At 44.1% G+C, this 17,347-nt stretch carries 13 protein-coding genes; 1 reads left to right on the top strand and 12 read right to left on the bottom strand.

Annotated features, from left to right (window positions below):
* Positions 1-37: 37 nt before the first annotated feature.
* The 7 genes from DBR43_RS01925 to DBR43_RS01895 form a co-directional block, all read right to left on the bottom strand.
* The gene (locus DBR43_RS01925) at positions 38-2,212 is read right to left on the bottom strand and encodes a S9 family peptidase (RefSeq protein WP_124577387.1); all 2,175 of its coding nucleotides are present in this window, start codon (positions 2,210-2,212) and stop codon (positions 38-40) included.
* Between the two features lie 2 nt (positions 2,213-2,214).
* Positions 2,215-4,008 (bottom strand): LTA synthase family protein, encoded by a 1,794-nt coding sequence (locus DBR43_RS01920; RefSeq protein ID WP_233602802.1) that lies wholly within the window; start codon positions 4,006-4,008, stop codon positions 2,215-2,217.
* An 83-nt stretch (positions 4,009-4,091) separates the two neighbouring features.
* Positions 4,092-4,769, bottom strand: coding sequence for a hypothetical protein (locus DBR43_RS01915; protein WP_124577384.1), 678 nt, complete (start codon positions 4,767-4,769; stop codon positions 4,092-4,094).
* A gap of 26 nt (positions 4,770-4,795) precedes the next feature.
* The gene (locus DBR43_RS01910; protein WP_124577382.1) at positions 4,796-5,575 is read right to left on the bottom strand and encodes an enoyl-CoA hydratase/isomerase family protein; all 780 of its coding nucleotides are present in this window, start codon (positions 5,573-5,575) and stop codon (positions 4,796-4,798) included.
* A gap of 661 nt (positions 5,576-6,236) precedes the next feature.
* Positions 6,237-8,012, bottom strand: a complete 1,776-nt coding sequence (locus tag DBR43_RS01905) for a ComEC/Rec2 family competence protein (RefSeq protein WP_158622399.1) — start codon at positions 8,010-8,012, stop codon at positions 6,237-6,239.
* Positions 8,013-8,048: 36 nt separating this feature from the next.
* On the bottom strand, positions 8,049-10,088 hold the full coding sequence (locus DBR43_RS01900; protein WP_233602801.1) for a helix-hairpin-helix domain-containing protein: 2,040 nt from the start codon (positions 10,086-10,088) through the stop codon (positions 8,049-8,051).
* A gap of 53 nt (positions 10,089-10,141) precedes the next feature.
* The gene (locus DBR43_RS01895; RefSeq protein ID WP_069380672.1) at positions 10,142-10,477 is read right to left on the bottom strand and encodes a MerR family transcriptional regulator; all 336 of its coding nucleotides are present in this window, start codon (positions 10,475-10,477) and stop codon (positions 10,142-10,144) included.
* Positions 10,478-10,595: 118 nt separating this feature from the next.
* On the opposite strand from DBR43_RS01895, the gene alaS reads away from it, so the two are divergent.
* Positions 10,596-13,301, top strand: coding sequence for an alanine--tRNA ligase (gene alaS / locus DBR43_RS01890; RefSeq protein WP_124577378.1), 2,706 nt, complete (start codon positions 10,596-10,598; stop codon positions 13,299-13,301).
* An 80-nt stretch (positions 13,302-13,381) separates the two neighbouring features.
* Here alaS and DBR43_RS01885 read toward each other — a convergent pair whose 3' ends face one another.
* Genes DBR43_RS01885 through DBR43_RS01865 form a run of 5 tightly spaced genes read right to left on the bottom strand, consistent with a single transcriptional unit; the run spans position 13,382 to position 17,226 of the window.
* The gene (locus tag DBR43_RS01885; RefSeq protein ID WP_124577376.1) at positions 13,382-13,516 is read right to left on the bottom strand and encodes an alanyl-tRNA synthetase; all 135 of its coding nucleotides are present in this window, start codon (positions 13,514-13,516) and stop codon (positions 13,382-13,384) included.
* A gap of 2 nt (positions 13,517-13,518) precedes the next feature.
* Positions 13,519-14,544, bottom strand: coding sequence for a hemin-degrading factor (locus DBR43_RS01880; RefSeq protein ID WP_124577374.1), 1,026 nt, complete (start codon positions 14,542-14,544; stop codon positions 13,519-13,521).
* An 11-nt stretch (positions 14,545-14,555) separates the two neighbouring features.
* Entirely contained in the window at positions 14,556-15,356 is an 801-nt protein-coding gene (locus tag DBR43_RS01875) for a heme ABC transporter ATP-binding protein (RefSeq protein ID WP_124577372.1), read from the bottom strand.
* Positions 15,356-16,402: a FecCD family ABC transporter permease gene (locus DBR43_RS01870; protein WP_199756932.1), complete on the bottom strand. Its 1,047-nt coding sequence runs from the start codon at positions 16,400-16,402 to the stop codon at positions 15,356-15,358. The genes DBR43_RS01875 and DBR43_RS01870 overlap by 1 nt, the downstream gene beginning before the upstream one ends.
* Complete coding sequence (locus DBR43_RS01865) at positions 16,396-17,226, bottom strand: hemin ABC transporter substrate-binding protein (RefSeq protein ID WP_124577370.1); 831 nt, start codon at positions 17,224-17,226, stop codon at positions 16,396-16,398. Before DBR43_RS01865 ends, DBR43_RS01870 begins: the two co-directional genes overlap by 7 nt.
* Positions 17,227-17,347 lie beyond the last annotated feature (121 nt).

Genomic DNA, 17,347 nt, shown 5'->3' with positions numbered 1-17,347 from the left:
GCCTGTAAATTACAGACCATCCTTTTGCTTTGTTATTTTATTTTCCTCCCGGAGGGCAGTTTTTTTGAAGGAACTGCGTGTAAGTCAGGGCGAGATGCTGGAAGGTACCCTGGCCTTCGCTGATGCTGTGTGTCCTGTTCGGATAAGACATCATCTGGAATACTTTTCCGTATTTGATGAGTTCATTGATCAGCATTTCTGCATTTTGATAATGGACATTGTCGTCACCTGTGCCATGGATGTACAAAAGGTTTCCCTTTAAGTTCTTTGCATAGCTGATCGGAGATCCTTTCACATATGCTTCAGTTGATTTTAAAGGAGATCCCATATAACGTTCCTGGTAAACATTGTCGTAGGTCAGTTGATTGGCTACTGCTGCAATTGCAATCCCTGTTTTATAGATCTCAGGGTATTGGAACAACAAGTTTAAAGTGGAAGAACCACCGCCGCTCCATCCCCATACGGCAACCCTGTCTTTATCGACAAATGGCCATTCCAGGATTTTTTTAGCAGCCATTGCCTGGTCACGGATGTTTAACGTACCGATGTTTTTATAAATACTTTTGCGCCATTCTCTGCCTTTTGGAGCAGGTGCACCACGGTTTTCTATCGAAATATAGATGTAACCATCTTTAGCCATATCACCTGCATAAAGGAAGTTACGTCCTGCACCATAGGTATCTGTTACGGTTTGTGAAGCGGGTTCACCATACACATAAAATACAACAGGATATTTTTTAGTACGGTCAAAATGATCCGGCTTTTTCATCCAGCCATCCAGAATTACTCCATCTTCAGTGGTTACTTTAAAAAACTCCACCTGATTTTTCGGTGGTTTTACCCTGCCCAGCTGGTTGGTAATGCTGCCATCCATGGTGAAAGGGTTTAAAGTAGTCAGCTTCATCCATTCTGTAAGTGTCGGTACTGTCGCACTGGTGTACTGATGACGTGCAAAAATGCCATTCGGAGAGATTTCATAGTTATGGGTTCCCGGAAGGATAGAAGGGGTTACCATTTCTGCTTTACCACCGCCGCTTAGTTTTGTTTTAAACAGGTATTTCTGAGTGGCATTTGTTGGCGAAGCCATAAAGTAAAATAAATTATTTTTCTCATCAACCAATGCCTGCTCGATCACATCGTAATCGCCTTTGGTGATCAGTGTTTCTTTTTTACCGTCTTTGCTGATGCGGTAATGGTGGCGCCATCCGTCTTTTTCACTTGCCCAGATGAATTCTTTGCCTTCGTTGATCCATTGCCATCCCTGAGCCACATCAATCCATGCTTTATCTGTTTCTGTATAGATGTTTTTTACGGCTCCCGACTGTGCATTGGCCACAAAAAGCTTGCTTACATTTTGTTCTCTGTTTAACTGCTGAAGGATCACTTCATTCGTATTCGGAACCCAGTCCATTCTTGGAATATAGTTCTGGATATGGTCTCCGGGAACGTCCAGCCATTTGGTTGTCGCGCTGTTGATGTCTACCACACCTATTTTGCAGGAAGAAGGGTCCTGTCCAACTTTAGGGTATTCTACCGGAACGTTAAAAGAATAAATAGAATCCGTGTTGTTGATCATCAGGAAGTTTCTGATTTTGCTGGCGTCCAGCTGCCAGTAAGCAATCGTTTTTCCGTCAGGGCTCCATCTGAATCCATCTCTGCAATCAAATTCTTCTTCATAAACCCAGTCAAATGTACCATTGATCAGGCGGTCTGTTCCATCTGTGGTCAGGGTTTTTGTGCTGCGGGATGCCAGGTCATCTACATATAAGTTATGTTTACTGACATAAGCCACCTTGCTTCCGTCAGGAGAGAACTTCGCAAACATTAATGAAGAAGCCGGTTTGTCTTTTCCAACTTTGATCAGTTCTTTGGTTTTCAGATCGGCAACAAAATAATCGCCTCTGGTCTCGTATCTCCAAACCTTTTTACTATTGGTATAGAGCAATATTTTACTGCCATCCTCAGAGATTTGAAAATCTTTGATCTCTCCCAGTCCGCTGGCGGCATTGGAATAAAGGAAGCCCCTGTCCAGGATCACCTTTTGCTCGTTTTTTGGTAAAGTGACAGAGATGATGTCACCGTCTTTCTCCTGATAGTAAGAATTACCATCCTTAGCCCATTTTAGGTCAGACTGTTTCTGTGCATGGCTTTGTCCGCAATATCCAAGAAAGATAATGACGGTCAGCTTAAAAAAGAGGTTTTTAAATTTCATTTTTATAATTCTATAAATTGCTGATATACTTTTTGAAGGTATGCTTTGGCATGGTCAAGTACCTGAGTTGTTTTGACCTTGTCTTTAGGATTGCTGTTGTCCAGGATCATTTTACCTACGTTATCAAAGGTAACACATTGCTGGTTATCGATAAAGCCCATTCCATTGTCCCAGGTAAAATAAGCGAAAGGTTTGGTATATGGGTTAAGCAGGTTTTTACTCCAGACAAATTCCTTTGAAGGGATTTTTAATTGTGCCAGCAGGGTGGCGGCAATGTCTATCTGTGAACCTACATTGCTAAACTTACGTCCTTTAAATTCATCTTTGATCACGTCTCCATAAAAAAGAAGCGGGATGTGATAACGCTCAGGGCTGTAAATCTCATGCGCCTGTTTTGGAAGTACATGGCCATGGTCTGCTACAAAGATAAACAGGGTATTGGGGTACCAGCTTTCTTTTTTGGCATTGTTCAGGTAAGCATTGATGCAGGAATCCGTGTAATGTGCGGTGCTTTTAAATTTAGCGACATTGTCAGAATTCCCGAATTTTGGTTTCCCCGGAAGGCTGTAAGGTTCATGATTGGTCAGGGTCAGCAGGGTAGAAAAGAAAGGTTGTTTTTCTGAATTCATGTCCTTCAGCTGTCTGGCAAAGACGGTTTCATCATATTTCCCCCAGGTAGACTGCAATTCATTTCCTTTGAAATTATTTTTATCAATTAACCTCTGGTAATCATGACTGAGGATAAAAGCTTTGTAATTGTCGAATTCGGATTCTCCTCCATAATAGAAAGAGGTTTGGTAGCCGTTTTTGTAAAGCGACTGGGAGATGGCAGGTAATTTCTGCATCTTCTCCGGCCATTTCACCACACTGCCCGAGGCCAGGGTAGGGAAACCCGCTAAAGAGGCAATAATGCCTTTGTCGGTTCTGTTTCCGGATGCATACAGGTGATCGAACAATATTCCCTTGTGCATCAGGGTGTCGAAGTGGGGGGTAATTCCCGTTTCATTTCCCAGCGTTTGGGTCAGGTCGGCGGTAAAGCTTTCGATGATCACCAGGACGACATTGGGTTTGCTGGTTTTAAGAACCTGAACAGTACTGTCTTTTTCGGGAGTATACAGTTCCTTAACGAGCTGATCTGCCGTTTTGGGGTCAAAATAAACGTATGGGTTTGTTCTGGCCATTCTTTCAGAAAGCGAGCTCCTGAGGAGGTTCCACTCGGTATTTACTGCGGCCTGATTGAGCAGTTGTTCTTTCGAAAAGTAAGCCATACTCTGCGTAATCGGAGAGCCTCTGAGGCCCCCGCGGATCAGGAGAAATGTCAGGGCAACCAGCAGAACGGAAACCAGGGTCCGTAACCAGACCGGATTGCTGCCGAAGTTTAGTTTTCGGGATACGATCCATCGCTGCATAAAAATGCTCAGGGCGATGAGTAACACCAGTAAAGCGAGCGATAACCCGATAGGAGAGGAAGCACTGGAAGCCATGGCTTCTGTAGGTGTTGAAATGGCAAAACCTATAGCCTTGGCATTGACCTTACTTCCCCATTCTCTGTAAATATTGAAATTAACGACCGAGATGATGCTGAACAGCACAATCAGGACAATGTTATAGGGAGTAATCCATTTGAGCTCCACGACTTTCCTGCCACTTAAAAACCAGTAAATATAGCCCAGAAGGGGTACAATGGCCAAATAGGCCGCCATGGAAAGGTCTAATGAAATGGCATGATAGAAAGTTGCCATGGTCTCCGACAGGGGAACCATGGCAAGCTTTTTATGGTAAATAAGAAGGAACATCAGCCGGTCGAGAAAGAAAAATAACAACCAGAAAATGTAGAATCTAATAAAAAAGATAAGGCTTTTGAACATTTTAGCGGATGTTATTGACCTCCACCTTGCATTTGCATTACTTCTTCCATCGTTTTAAGTTCATATCCTTTAGGAACATCCAGGGTAAACGGACCTGCTTTCTCTGCTGTGAAAGCTTTTATAGTCGCTGTAGATTTTACACCGCGGTTGAACCTGGTGAATTTGATTGGTGTACCTTTAACGTCTTTAAATTCCTGTCCCATTAATCCTGCAGGAAGTTCGATGTCATTGGTTGCCCACAATTCATAAGTAGCACCTTTGTCATCTTTGTAAGTGTATTTTTCTGCGCTGTAGGTTAAAATGGTTTGTTTTTCCCCTGTTGCTTTGAAGTCACTGAACTTAGGATCATTGGCTTTTTCTTTTTCGTAATCTTCTTTGGTTCCTTTTACTGCAATTTGCATTTGCGCTACCGGAACGTCGATTAATACCAGTGAATTCAATGCGATGTTATCAGAAATCACAGTAATGGTAGCCGGACCCTGCTGCAGTTCAAATCTCGACATGTTGCCGTTGAATTTAACTTTGGTTTCAGTAGGTAACATGGCTGCCATTGGTTCCTGCTCAGGAGTCAGTGCATAGCTGATTCCCATGGTTACAGTTCCTTCAGTAATTTTCTTTTGAGCTTGAGCGAAGACGGCTGTGCTCACTAAGATTGCAGCTATAACGCCGGTTTTGATAGATGTTAACATATAATAGTTTTTTTGTTTATTTAAACTTACCAATTAATTTTCTCTTTGCTGATAAAGGCAGCAACACCTTTTTTGAAATCTTCACTTTCTCTAACCCTTGCATTGATCTGTACAGCAAGTGAAAGGCTGTTTTCCAATTCAGGGTTTGTGGTTTGCCCAATCAGCTGTTTGGTTACCATTAACGAATTTGCAGAGGCTTCAGTACACAAACTTAATGCAAATTCTTTTACTTTAAGATGAATATCCTCCTTGTTTGTTACAAAAGTAATCAGACCATAGTCCAAAGCCTGTTGTGCAGAGAACAATTCGCCAGTGTAGAGGATTCTTTTGGCAATGGTTTCTGAAGTTTTTCTGAGCAGAAAACAGGATACAATCGCAGGCACAAAACCGAGTTTCACCTCTGTATATCCAAAACTTGCCTCCGGAACAGAGAAGGTAATGTCACATACGGTAGCCAATCCACATCCCCCGGCAATTGCATGTCCCTCTACCTGGGCAATAACGAGCTTAGGTAAATAGTAAATGGTGGTAAACAAGCGTTTCAGGTTTTCTGAATCTGCGAGGTTTTCCTCATAGCTGTTTTGCTGTAACTGCTGAAGATAAGCCAGATCGGCTCCTGCACTGAAGGTGCTGCCATTGGCCCTGAGCACAATCACCTTAACTTCATCATCTTCGGAAGCACGTATCAGGGTTTCTGTTAACAGGCTCACCAGCTCCGGATTTAAAGCATTGCGCTTTTCCGGACGGTTAATGGAGATGGTCGCAATGCGTTGCTCAACTGTATATAAAACTAAAGGCGCTGTCATGATCGTTCGGGAATAAATATTTATTTACACCAAAAGTAAATAAACTAAATCAACGGTGTTAGGGGAAAGGGATTATATTTTCTTCGTATTATCATTGTCAGCATAAATCTGGTTTACGCTTGTTTTTTTGTAAGGTTAAAGACGAATAAGTATCTTTATACGCTCTATACACACGCTTTATACGCTCTTAGGTTGGCAGGTAGTTGGGAGGTAGTTGGAAGGTTATTGAAAGGTTAAAACAACCATGCAACTACCTCTCAACCACCTCTTAACTACCTGCCAACTACCTTCCAACCTACTAGCGTACACGGAGCGTATATAGAGCGAATACGGCGGATGTAAAGCCCCTATAGGAATACCACAAAACCGGATGGATTTTTAGGTAAAGCCAGATCAGGAATAAGGCTTTGAAATCTTTGCTTTTGGTCATGTAAATACCTCGTTTTACCTGAGCTAGGTCTAACCTAGGTCTAAGCTCGGTCTATACTCGGTGCTAACTCGGTCAGAAGCGTGTTAAAGGCGGGTAAGCAGCGACTGAAAACCGGCGTAAAAACGGGCTTTTCGGGAAGCGATCAGCTCCTGGTTTCCAGCCTGTCCGGATGTTGATTTTGAACCTGTAAAAACCCATGGTCTGGCTCATGCTTTTTACAGGAAATGAAGATCATGGAGGGATCAGTTTTACGAACTTTATCTGATGTTGATCCAGGGCTGGCTGTATGAAATATACAAAGGCTTTGTCGCCCTGTTTTAGCGTGGTACAGACCGTTGCGTGATTTGAAAACAGGTAAGCCGTTGCCTTCTGTTTGGGGATCCTGAACCTGATGATTTTTCGTTGATGGTATGCCCTCAACTGATCATAACTAAGGCAGCTTTGTAAAATCAGCAATGATGCCATCCCGGCAAGCAATGCGCTTTTTTGGAGATGAACCCATGCGATGATCAGAAAAATTAACGCGGAACATAACCATATCAATTCCATTTTGCTGATCCAGATGCCTGATAGACTGGAGAACGGAAGGTTTGCAATCCACTGAAGGCCCAGATTCGTAAAACTGATCAGCCATTCAACAAGCGGGGCCAGGAAACCAAAGCCGGGAACGAGCAGGAGGATCCCGAGATACATCAGCAATGCCATGGGAACCATAATGAAAAGATTGCTGAGCAGAAAATATAGGGGAAACTGATGAAAATAATAAACCGAAGCGGGAAAGGTAAACAGCTGGGCGGCAAGAGACATGGCCATCAGTCCCCATAACTTGTGAAGCCATTTGTTTTTGATATACCAGCAGTGCTGAATTTTAGGCTGCAGATAAATTAAACCGGTAACGGCTAAAAAAGAAAGCTGAAAACCGACATCCCAAAGGAGAAATGGATGGTAAACAAGGATGAAAAAAGCGCTGAAAGCAATAATATTATAGCTGTTTGCCGTTCTGGAAGATGATTTGGCAACCAGAAATACCGAAAGCATAAGCACCGACCGAAGTACGGAAGGGGAGAGGCCCGTTAAGAGCGCATAAAACCAAAGGGCCGGAAGGATGAAAATCAGCTTCAGCAGTTCCCTTTTTTTGAACCGGTTCAGGAAAGCCAGCAAAGCATTCAGCACCATATAAATCAAGCCCACATGCATGCCGGAAACGGACAATGCATGAATGGTGCCGGTTTTGGAATAAATGTCGAGGGTTTCTTTGCTCAGATCTGCACGGTCGCCCAGAATTAATGTGCAGGCCAGGCTGATGGCCTCTTTATTGTTGATCAGGCTGGCATACCGTTTTACCTGTTCCTTCCTGAGCGCTAAAGCGAATCCCAGAACCGGGTTGCCGGTATTTCCTTTTGTTTTTAAATATTGATGTGCTTTCAGGAAAGTTTGCTGATAGATGTTTTGTGTAGCAAGCCAGGACTTAAAATCAAATTCTGAGGGTTGGTCCGGGGGCCTGATTTCCGAAAACCGCGAAGGAATGATCAGTTCATCCCCGTAACCCAGTTTCAATGCAGCTACAGGAGGCATTTTTATCGCAACCATGAGGCTTCCTGAAACAGGGGTAGAAAGGAGGTATGCCCCTTGCAAGTTTGCGGCCTCCCTGACCTGGTAGGCCAGCAATACACTGGCTTTAAACCTCAGCAGTCCTGCTTTATATTGAGGTTCATCATTGATCCTCAGCTTCAGATACCCCGAAGGGATTTTTGTGAAATAATCCGGCCTTAGCGGCTGGCGATGGCTAATACAGGAGAGTCCGCCAAAAAAGAAAAGGAGCAATTGGAAAATAAATCCGGTAAAAGTCTTGAAATGATCAGCTTTGAATTCCTGGTAACAGCTATTTATAACCAGCAGGACGAGCAATAAACTGAGGTTGAGGGAGATTAAAACGGTGCTGCTCAGGATGAGCTGATCCTTATAGAAAAAGATGATCCCGGCCGCATATGGGATCAGCAGACTCAAAAAAGTTAAGGCGTTTCGGTTCCGGGTCCCCATCACTTAAAACTGATAGCGGACCAGGAATTTCAGGTCGGATTTCTGAGTTCCCCTGATCTCGTCCAGACCAGAACCAATCACCGTTTTATCAGGGTAAAAATAGAAGGCATACCTTCCCCAAAGGTCCAGTGACCTGAGCAAACGGTAACGAAAATTCAGATAGCTCCTGATGCCCTTCCCATAATAACCACCCGAACCGGAACCGGACAATACATCATCTTCATAAGCATAGATTCTGGACTGGTAAGAAGGGGTGTTAAAATAAGCCAGTCTGACATTACCGGATAATTTTGAAGATAAAGGAGAATAATCAAGGTCCTGATATACCAGGTAACCCAGCTCTGCATTTTTTTCACCCTTCTGATATTGAACAAGTTCTATGCGTTGCCTGGATTTGAATTTTCTGTGAAATTGCCAGTTGCATTCCAATCTGTAATTTGTTTTTAACAGGGGGACAAGGGTAGTGGCAATACTTCCTGCATCTGGGTTCTGCTGTTTGTGCTCCGTTTTAAAACGGGCAGTAACCTGGAGTTTTTTAGTCGGCGTATACCTCAGCTGAGCCAGTACCTCAAATCCGGAGGAGGCAGAATCTACCCGGTATTTTAACCAGGGGAACTTAAAGTAATCGAAGTAAACCGAGAGTTTCCAATGGGAATGCGGACTGAAATTTAATCCGAGATAGGCCCCTTTCTCGTTGGCCGTTTCAGAGGCTTCGCCGATCGCCTGGCCAAAGAAATTGTGGTGATCTTTGTCGTAATTTCTATAGACAAATACCGCAGATAAACGAGGAGAGATACTGGCCATCGCTCCCTGCAGGATCGCATTTCCTCCGGGAACACTCCGGGATACCTCCCCGTAAAAATAGACGTTCCGGAAGGTGTAATTGTAATGAAAACCAAGATTACTGAGCGTATTTCCCGAAAAATGATACTTTTTGTAAGTCGGGCCGGCATTGGTGAATGCATGGCTGTAAGCGGATCGATATCCCAGAAAACCTGCACTGAACTGCTCGCCGGAATATTGCAGGACCAGGCCATAGACCTGCTGGCTGACTGTGTTTCTGTTTTTTATTTCTGTCTGCGTCCGGTGAAGGCCGCTTTCGTTAATGGTACTGAGCCCAATACTGCCATCCGGCATGACTTTCAGGCTGGCATCGCGCTTTCTGAAAGAAAAGAACGGACTACAGGAGAGCTTCCCGAAGAGTTGAACCGTGCCGGCAATACCCCTGAAAAATGAGCCTTCACTACCGGAGGTATAGGTTTTTAGTCCGGCATCTTTAGCCGCTACACTGGTCACATCCGGGCCTTTTCCAAAAGAGAAGCCAGACCAGAGAGAGAGCCCTTGTCCGAATTGCAGGCTATAGTCTCCGATGATCAGCTTGAGGATGCGCCGGTATTTGTAAAGGGCAATATTTCCGGAAATAAAATCTATCGCCGGCTTTCCGTTAAACAGCCTTTCTCCGGCATCTTTCTTCAAAAGCAGTGAGGCGGAGAGGAGCTCTGAATACTGATATTTATAACGCAGCAGGAGTTTATCCGGACTTCCGGAGTACCTGCTTCCGGCCAGGTTTCGGAAGCCTTTTTGTTGTTCCAGAAGCCGGCCATACCGGAGCATAATCTGGCTGCTGCTCTGTTTGCAGAGGTTCTTCAGGTTGAGCCTGGCATAGGGACTGGCAGGACTTAAGGTTACGAATGGCAAAATCCGTTCTATCGTTTCCAGATCGAAATCGGGAATGGACTGGAGTTCGAGCAGGTCTATTAATTTCCCATTCAGCGAGCGGTATTTGAAAAAACTGCTGATTTGAAGCGGAGATAAGCAGATCAGCTTTTTTAAATCCTCCGGATGGGTATGGTTCAGGTCTATCGGGTGTTTCCTGAAAAAATCAAGCTGTTCTGCAAAGTCTGAAAGTTCCTCTTCCTCATTCCCGTTTTCTGCAAGGCTTTCTTTCAGGTCTTTTACCTGTTCCCCTTCCTGTGCGGAGAGGGGAATTTCTGAGGACATCAGAATGAGGAGAAAGAGCAATCGGAGTGAAGCTGGCATCATGATACCTAATCACTATATTATTTCTCTTAATAAAAAATTATTTAACTAATAATTTATATTTCTTCGTTTAGCTTGAGTAAGAAATCTTTTAGTTTTTCCAGTGAAGCGATGATCTTTTGGTTTTCTTTTACTTCCGAAGTATTGTTCTTTAAATGCTCTTTCGCTCCTTTAAGGGTAAAGCCCTTATCGTCTACAAGGTGGAAAATGATCTTTAAGTTTTCAATGTCTTCAGGGGTAAATAAGCGGTTGCCTTTCTTGTTTTTTTTAGGTTGCAAAACGTCAAATTCCTTTTCGTAAAAGCGGATCTGTGATGCATTTACGCCAAACATTTCGGTCACCTCACCCATCGTATAATACATTTTATTAATTTCCCGTTCTTTGTAAGGCATAGTTTGATCTTGATTATTAGTGGTTTACGGCTTTTATATAAAGTGTTCAAATGTAAAGGGATTTTAGTAGAATACCGCAATAAAATTTTAATTTTGTTCACCATTAATATAGAGAAGGATGACAGCTAAGGAAATCAGACAGGCATACTTAAAATTTTTTGAATCGAAACAACATCATATCGTTCCATCTGCACCAATTGTAGTGAAAAACGACCCTACGCTGATGTTCACTAATGCAGGAATGAATCAGTTTAAAGATTTGTTCCTTGGAGAAGCGCCCATAAAATACCCACGCGTAACAGATACACAGCGTTGTTTACGTGTTTCTGGTAAACACAATGACCTGGAGGAAGTAGGGATTGATACCTACCACCATACCATGTTCGAAATGTTGGGTAACTGGAGCTTTGGAGATTACTTTAAAAAAGAAGCCATCGCCTGGAGCTGGGAATTATTGACAGAAGTATACAAAATCCCTAAGGATAAACTATATGTTTCCATCTTTGAAGGAGACGACAAAGAAGGATTACCAAGAGATACCGAAGCCTATGAGCTTTGGAAACAATTTGTTCCGGAAGAGAAGATCATTCTTGGAAACAAGAAAGACAATTTCTGGGAAATGGGGGATACTGGTCCCTGCGGCCCGTGTTCGGAAATCCATGTAGACTGCAGAAGCGAAGAAGAACGCAAAGCCGTTGACGGAAAAGACCTGGTGAATGCAGATCATCCACAGGTGATTGAAATCTGGAACAATGTATTTATGCAGTTCAACCGTCTTAAAGATGGTTCGCTTCAGCCTTTGCCTGCACAGCATGTAGATACAGGAATGGGATTTGAACGTCTGGTACGTGTGTTACAGGAGAAATCCTCTAACTATGATACGGACGTATTCCAGCCAATGATCCAGTTTATTGCGCAACATGCAGGAATTGCCTACGGGACTGATGAAAAAACAGACATCGCCATGCGCGTAATGGCCGATCACATCCGTGCAATTTCTTTTGTAATTGCCGACGGACAATTGCCTTCGAACAATAAAGCGGGTTATGTGATCCGCAGAATCCTCCGCCGTGCGGTAAGGTATGCTTATACTTTCCTGAACCTGAAAGAACCTTTCCTAAACCAATTGGTTCCGGTATTGGCTGAGCAGTTTAGAGGGGTATTCGATGAGCTGGTATTACAACAGGACTTTGTACAAAAAGTAGTTCTGGAAGAGGAAGTTTCCTTCCTGAGAACTTTGGCTACAGGAATTCAGCGCTTTGAAAATTATACGAAAAAACAAGGCGAATTGCTGATGTCAGAAAATGCCATTGAACTGGAGAAATCTTTTGAAGACAACTGGGTATACAGCATCTTAAAAGACCAGATGGTGATTTCCGGAGAGTTTGCTTTTGAACTGAACGATACTTATGGTTTCCCGATAGATTTAACAGAATTGATGGCCAGAGAACAACGCTGGACTGTTGATATGGTGGAATATAACAAAGCATTGTTATTACAAAAAGAACGGTCAAGAGCGGCAACAGCTGTAGATACGGGCGACTGGATCATGGTGAATGCAGATCTTGAGACAGATTTCGTAGGCTATGATGATTTTGAAGTAGAAACACAAATTATAAAGTACCGCAAGGTGAGTGCTAAAGGAAAGGAGCAATATCAGATTGTACTGAGCAAAACTCCATTTTATGCGGAAAGCGGTGGTCAGGTAGGAGATACAGGACGATTGGAAGACCATAGCCGCTTGTTCTTTGTAGAGGTTACAGATACCAAAAAAGAAAATGGCGTAATTGTTCATTATACAGATACTTTACCGGAAGACCTGGATGGCTTATTCTGGGCGGTTATAGATGAAGATAAACGCCTGCTGTCGCAAGACAACCATACGGCAACACATTTACTTCATGCGGCGCTTAAAAAGGTGCTTGGAAGCCATGTGAACCAAAAAGGTTCCCTGGTTAATCCGGATTACCTGCGTTTCGATTTCTCGCATTTTGCAAAGATCAGCGATGAAGATCTGGCTAAAGTAGAACACCTGGTGAATCAAAAGATCAGAGAAAACATCCCTTTGAAAGAACAAAGAGATATCCCTTACGATCAGGCGATCTCCAGTGGGGTAACGGCTTTGTTTGGAGAGAAATATGGTGATTTTGTACGTGTCATCACTTTTGATGATCATTATTCAAAAGAGCTTTGCGGAGGTACACACGTACAGGCAACGGGACAGATCGGATATTTTAAAATCATCTCGGAAAGTGCTGTTGCAGCTGGGGTAAGACGTATTGAAGCGATTACCGCAGACAAGGCAGAAGCTTTCATTTTAGACCAGAACAGGGAACTGAATGAGCTAAGGGCATTGCTTAAAGGAAATAAAGATTTGAAATCCGCGGTTTCTGCATTGCTGGAAGAAAATTCCAAACTGAAGAAAGATGCGGAAAAAGCAGTAGGGGAGCAATCGGCAAACTTAAAGCATGAAATTGTTCATCACCTTAAAACGATCAATGGGGTAAACCTGATTGCCACTCATGTGGACCTGCCAAATGCAGATGCAGTGAAGAATTTGGCTTTCGCGGTGAAAGATCTGGTAGACGACCTTTTCCTGGTATTTACAACCTTGATCGAGGATAAACCGGGAATTACGGTGATGCTTTCAGAAAACCTGATTAAAGATAAAGGCTTAAATGCTTCGAATATCGTCAGAGAACTGGCCAAAGACATCCAGGGTGGTGGTGGCGGTCAGCCGTTTTATGCAACGGCTGGTGGTAAGAATAAGGATGGCTTAACCTCCGTTCTGGCTAAAGCAGCAGACTTAATCCCGGCAAGCTAAGTTGCAGGGATAATTTTTCAATTGATATCATAAGACCGGTAATAAACCGGTAATGGCCGGAAGATCTTCCGGCCATTTTTTTATTTTAATACCCAGTAACCCAGGGCCAGCCATACCAGCCCTTTGACTAGAAAAAAGAGGAATCCCCAGATCCCAACTTTCTTTAACCATTTTAAGATGGTGGCTTTTTTATCTGATGTGGGTGTATTTGTCATAATTAAAGCGATTCTTTCAGGACTTCACGCCAGCTCTCTAATTCAGGGATTCCAGGCTTGCGTTTTCCAAAAAATTGAACAATCATTTCTCCGTTTTTGTCAAACAATTCGATAGAATTTACATCACCGTCAGTAGAAGGTTTTACCACCTGCCATACGCTGCGAACTTCATCTTCACGAAGGTGCAAATTAAATTCTGGATCTAAAACATTAAACCAGGGTCCCATATCTACTAATTTTGTAATATTTCCCGTGTGGATCTGGATACAACCTGCATTTCCGGTGAAAACCATTACTGGAACCTGCTTTTCTGAACAAGCCGTCATGGCTTTTCTGAAACCTTCAATGCTGGTTTCTTTTGCCCTTCCTGCAGGCGCAAGGCGAAGGGCCTGTGTTCTGCTGACTTTGAACTTTCTCAGGAGCATAAAAAACTCATGACTGTCCTGCATGTTGTTCCAGGCTTCCTGAAATCCGGCTACGTCAATTTCTGCATCTGCAAGCTCCGGTTGAGGGGCTGCCTCAGGGGCTCTTTCTATCGCCACCGCTTCCTGGTCTGCTTTGCGGAAGTGCTGAATCAGCTGCTCATAAGCCTCCTGGTTACTGCGGTCGGTCAGGTAGATTTTATGAAGGGCAGTTCCGTTGACATCAAAAAACTGAAGGCTTTTACGCCCTGCTTCTTCTACTGCAAAACCATGTTTCCACTGACGTAGAAATAAACGAAGGTCGATGTCTGCACCAAGTACCAATCCGGCATGGGGGGTAAAGGAAATGTCTTCATAAACGCCTTTTCTTTCGTTCACGCAATACTCATTGCGGGTAAGGGCCATCACATAACCCAATGAGGTGACAGATTCAAGGATCTTCTCAAAATCAGGCTGTAAGAAAACCACCTGCTGACCTAGTCCGGTCATCAGTAATTCGGCTTCAGTTACTTCAAGTTCCTGTGCCGCCTCTCTGATGCGTTTTTTAGGGTTCTCGATTTTATAGGCTTCATATTTTTGCTTCAGGGTGTTTGTTTCTGTAATCATGGTGTTGGTTTTTATGATAATGAACTTAAATTAACGGTTGTGTTTTTAGGAATAAAGAAGGGTTTGAGGGTCTTCGGATTGGTAAATACCTCAGAGTCGATCTCAAATACTTCATAGATATTTTTTGTGTTTAATACTTCGGAGGCGGTTCCATCATACCATTTTCTGCCGTTTTTAAGCATCAGGATCCGGTCTGCATACTGGGCGGCAAGGTTGATGTCGTGTAAAATGCTGATCACCATAAAACCTCTTTTAGATAACGCTTTTGCAATGGCTAAAGTTTGTTGCTGGTATTGCAGGTCCAATCCTGAAACAGGTTCATCCATTAAGAGCAGGGCATTGGGGATGTCCCAGATCTGTACCAGGATCCTGGACAACTGCACCCTTTGCTGTTCCCCTCCGGATAAACTCAGGTAGGAGCGTTCAGCAAGGTGACTCGTTCCTGTGAGTGCCATCACTTCCTCACAGATTTCCCGGTCTTTAGGCGAAGGATTGTGCTGATAATGCGGGTAACGGCCCATCATCACAATCTCCTGAGCCATGAAGGCCATATTGACCACGTTTTGCTGGTTGAGCACCGCCCTTTTTAGCGCAAGTTCGGGAGAAGAATAATGGCTCAGTTCCTTGTGGTGCAGGGTCAGGCTTCCTTTGGAAGGTTTCCGTTCTCCGCTCAACATGCGGAGCAAGGTCGATTTTCCCGCACCATTTGCACCCAAAATCACGAGCATCTCGCCCGGGCGGATGCTGAAAGAAACATCCTTTACCAGCATGCGCTTTCCTGTTTCGTAACTGATGTGATCTGCGATTAACATTATAGGGTCAGTTTTTTCTTGTCCTTAATTAAAATATACAGGAACAGCGGGGTTCCCAATAAAGCCGTGATCACGCCGATAGGAAGTTCAATCGGGGCGATGATCGTTCTGCAAAGCATATCCGCCAGGGTAAGCATTAAAGCGCCCATCAATGCCGATGCAGGCAATACGTATTTGTTATCAACGCCAACCAGCAGCCTGATCGTATGTGGAACGAGTAAACCTACAAATCCAATAATTCCCGAAACGGCTACAGCGGCACCTACAGCCATGGTCGACAGGATTACTACATTTCTTTTGATCCGGTTGATGCGAAGCCCCAGCTGATTTGCCTGTGTTTCGCCCAATGCAAAGGCATTTAAGGCCTTGCCCATATGGGGGAGGATCAATACGGGGAGGAGTACAAAGGGGGTGATGGCAAGGACCGTTTCCCAGGTGGCTCCGGCTAAACTGCCCAGCATCCAGAAAGTGATGTTCCGAAGCTGCTGGTCGTCGGCCATATAAGTGATCAATCCGGTCAGTGCACCGGCAAGTGAATTGATGGCGATTCCGGCAAGGAGCATGGTCGCGACATTGGATTTTCCATCGGTCCGGGAAATCTGATACACCAGCATTGCAGCAATTCCGGCACCGGCAAAAGCGCCAAAAGCCAGGAGGTAATACCCCAGAAGATTGCTCAGTCCGGCAAAAAGGGCCATCTCCAATACAATCACAATGACCGCCATTAAAGAAGCTCCCGCAGAGATTCCGATCAGTCCGGGTTCTGCCAGGGGATTCCGGAAGATGCCCTGTATCGCGGCTCCGGAGATGCCCAATGCGGCGCCGACCAGGATGCCCAGGACGACTCTTGGAAGGCGGACAATATTTAGCACACCTTCATGTTGTACAGAGACCGCTGAACGGGAAAAGAAACCGATCTTTTTCGCGAGGATGATCATGACATCTGCGACGGGGATTTTTACGGCACCGAGGCCGAGCGAAAAGGCGGCAGCTAAAAATAAGGCGATCGTCAGCAGCACATAGAGACTTGCTTTCTGAATTACCATTTACTGTTGAGTTCTTTAATGGCCTGTGGAAGTCTGACAGAGAAGCTGACCAGGAGCTCTCCATCCATTTGGATCACTCTTTTGTTTTTTCCGGCATTGGTTAAACCAACGCCCGGCATTTTTAAAATGCTGTTGATGCCGCCAAGGCTTTTGTAACCGAAATCAAACATCAGGATCACATCCGGATTGGCATTTACCAATGCTTCTGTAGTATAAGGTTTATAACTTGAAAAGCCCTGGGCCGCGTTTTTTCCACCGGCAAGGCTGATCATGGCATCCATATTGGTGTTTTTTCCGGCAACCATCATCACACCGGTTCCACGGGCATAAACGAACAATACTTTAGGGTGTTTGGGGTTTTTCTTTACCAGATCCAGCGATTGTAACATACTGCTTTCCATCTGTTTGACCAACACTTCTCCCTTTTGGGAAACTTCCAGCGCTGCAGCCACAGACCTGATGAATTTTGAAGCACCGGCTACACTGTACTCTTGTTTGATGCTGACCAGTTTTATACCTGCTGATTTTAACTGATATTCGATGGCTTTGGATACATCGCCTTCCGGGGCAATGACCAGGTCTGGTGAAAAGGAAATGATGCCTTCAGCGGATAACACGCGGTTCTGACTCACCCTGGGCAATTTCGAAACATAGGCAGGGTAAATACTGGTGACATCTACTGCTACGATCTGACTTCCAAATCCTAAGGCATCTGCTGTTTCCGTCAGCGCGGCGCTTAAAGTGATGATCCGTTTCGGCGCAATTGCCGACGAACTACAATAACATAATACTACCAGGAGAAAGGTATGGAACGCTTTGATCATTTTTTTGTTTGTGTATTGACATTTATAACGGTGCAAAGAAACCTTTAATTATACTCATTCCAAATAATTATTTTTTTATTGTCGGTATTGGTATGTTTTCTCTTTTAGGGGGTAGAAGGGG

Source organism: Pedobacter sp. KBW06 (assembly GCF_003852525.1).
In the GTDB taxonomy this organism is placed as follows: Bacteria; Bacteroidota; Bacteroidia; order Sphingobacteriales; family Sphingobacteriaceae; genus Pedobacter.
The sequence above is the reverse complement of the archived record's forward strand: the minus strand, read 5'-3'. Positions and strand labels throughout refer to the sequence as shown.